Below are 2,122 nucleotides of genomic sequence, written 5' to 3' on the forward strand. Positions count from 1 at the left end.
CGACCCGCCCGAACTCATCGGCGGCGACGAGTCCGTCGCGACCGCCGACCCGGATATCGTCCGTGACGCCGTCGACGCCGCGGGCGACGTGAACGACGACGTGGACGTGTTCTGCGGCGCCGGCATCGCGACCGGCGAGGACGTCGCGGCCGCGCGCGACCTCGGCGCCGACGGCGTGCTGCTCGCCTCCGGGGTGGCGCTCGCGAACGATCCCGAAGCGGTGCTGCGCGATCTGGTCGACCCGCTCTGAGTACCGATCGAACGGGGTGCGATCTCTTCGGGGAGTCGAACACCTAAAGCAGAGCCTCAGCGCGAAGACCGAGGCCTCTCTCCGGGGGTGTTACGCCTCGCCGAGAGATAGTTCAGAGGTGGCGTTCAGATAGCAGGGCTGCGCGAACTACTCGTCCTCCGGATCGACCAACAGCGTGTTTGCTACGAGAGTGGAGATACCACGGCGGAGCCGCTCAGTTACCGCCTGATCGGAGATATCGAACCGTTCCGCCAACTCCTCTGTCGATGTGGCGCGCGGCAGCGAATAGTACCCCGACTCCACCGCGTACGCGAGCGTTTCGCGCTGAACCGGCGTCACTCCGAACCAGGGGCCAGCGTCGGGCTTCGTCGGGTTGTAGATGTGCTTGATCGACACCGGGATGTTCGCTTCGAGATAGTACTCTTGGAACTTCGAGAGCGTCTCGTGGGTCGGAAACCTGAGTTCGAGGCTCCACGTGTCAGCGGTCCCCGTCGCGCTCAGGAGCACCCCCTCCAGATCGAGAACCGTCTGCAACAGCGAGAAGTCCGACGACTGCCAATCGAGTGAGTACAACAGTTCCCCGTCATGTGAGTTGACGAGTTGAAGCCCATCGACCGACGGATGGTTCCGGACGGTGCGTTCGAACTCCTCTCGCGTCCCGTTTTGAATTTTGATGAACGGCGTCGGCCTCCCGCCTAACGGCACCATCGTCTCTACGGTAATTTCTGTCGTCCCCTCTATCCGAAGGATTTGTCCCAGTTCGAATGAATCAGCTGGGAGAGTCAGATCAACGATAACAGCCATAGATATGTATAGAATCTATCGCAACGAGGATAAAGGCTCGGTAGAGGCGTTCTCGGCGCGGGTTTGGGCTTGGTGTACCATGCTTTCCGATACTCCTATCCGACGTGTCCCCGTACGAAGAGATAGAGACGATTACGGCTGTGGTCCTGATCGCTGTGAGGTTTCGAATCACAGTCAGGCCGTCTTCCCATTATGACAACCGACTCTACGTCCAACGAGGAGATAACGACTACAGAGGACTTCGAAGCCGCGCTCGGCCGGGTAATTCTCGCCGGCCTCGAGAACGATATCGACCTACAGGGGGCATGGGAGTATCGCACCGACGGGGAGATGCCCGACATGGAAGTCATGGTCGTCGAGCTTGTGCCGTAACACTCGAAGGGAACAGCGAACGGCCGGCGAGTCGTACTCCGCGATAGATCACCCCCGAAGAGATCCGTCTTCTCGCGGCCGGAAACTGGCAGGGGGGGATATTCACGATGGTATACCATGCTGGACACCCTTCCGAGAGGCCGTTCTACGTGCATATATCGGAATCATGGATGGAACAGGTCGGACGGGTACCGAGACGACGGTTTCGGAACCATGACAACAACATCACGTACGAACACCTGTGATCGGTGCGACCGAAAGACGGAGCATACCGTTCGAATAGAGGTACGAACGGAGAGTCAAAAGGAGGAAAACATCAAGTTTTCCCGGGAACCGTATCGCGTTAGCACCTGTTCGGAGTGCGGAACGAAACAAGTCCAGCGGATGAACAACGCGTAGCGTCCGTTTTAGCGAGACCCCCGGTGAAAGAGGTCGATGTTCAGCCCTCCCGCTCCTCGATCACGTAGTGATCGTCGCCCTGCTCGACCAGCGTGCCACCCTCTTTCAGCGTGACGACGTATCCCGTCGGCGAGCGCTCCATCTCGTGGGGCGGACGCACCCGGACGAGGTTCCCGATGAACTGCGCCGAGGGCGGTTTCTGTGCGGCGCCGCAGTCGTAGACGGTCACGAGTTCGTCGCCGGCGTCGGCCTCGTACACCACCAGCCGGGCGTGGCGGTCGAGCCGCCAGCGACCGT

At 60.6% G+C, this 2,122-nt stretch carries 5 protein-coding genes; 3 read left to right on the forward strand and 2 right to left on the reverse strand.

The window, feature by feature from the left end; genetic code table 11:
• Positions 1-250, forward strand: a 250-nt coding sequence (locus tag ACFR9S_RS15035; RefSeq protein ID WP_379818975.1) for a triose-phosphate isomerase, incomplete at its 5' end; no start/stop codon positions are given.
• A gap of 147 nt (positions 251-397) precedes the next feature.
• Here the strand turns inward: ACFR9S_RS15035 and ACFR9S_RS15040 are convergent.
• On the reverse strand, positions 398-1,054 hold the full coding sequence (locus tag ACFR9S_RS15040) for a helix-turn-helix domain-containing protein (protein ID WP_379732543.1): 657 nt from the start codon (positions 1,052-1,054) through the stop codon (positions 398-400).
• A gap of 192 nt (positions 1,055-1,246) precedes the next feature.
• Here ACFR9S_RS15040 and ACFR9S_RS15045 point away from each other — a divergent pair, with 192 nt between their 5' ends.
• Both ACFR9S_RS15045 and ACFR9S_RS16240 read left to right on the forward strand, forming a co-directional pair.
• Positions 1,247-1,426: a hypothetical protein gene (locus ACFR9S_RS15045; protein ID WP_379732544.1), complete on the forward strand. Its 180-nt coding sequence runs from the start codon at positions 1,247-1,249 to the stop codon at positions 1,424-1,426.
• Positions 1,427-1,639: 213 nt separating this feature from the next.
• Positions 1,640-1,825, forward strand: coding sequence for a DUF7835 family putative zinc beta-ribbon protein (locus ACFR9S_RS16240; RefSeq protein WP_459076986.1), 186 nt, complete (start codon positions 1,640-1,642; stop codon positions 1,823-1,825).
• A 40-nt stretch (positions 1,826-1,865) separates the two neighbouring features.
• Here the strand turns inward: ACFR9S_RS16240 and ACFR9S_RS15050 are convergent.
• On the reverse strand, positions 1,866-2,122 hold a 257-nt coding region (locus ACFR9S_RS15050; RefSeq protein ID WP_379818976.1), incomplete at its 5' end, for a hypothetical protein.

It is taken from the genome of Halolamina salina (genome assembly GCF_042678005.1).
Taxonomy (GTDB): Archaea; Halobacteriota; Halobacteria; order Halobacteriales; family Haloferacaceae; genus Halolamina; species Halolamina salina.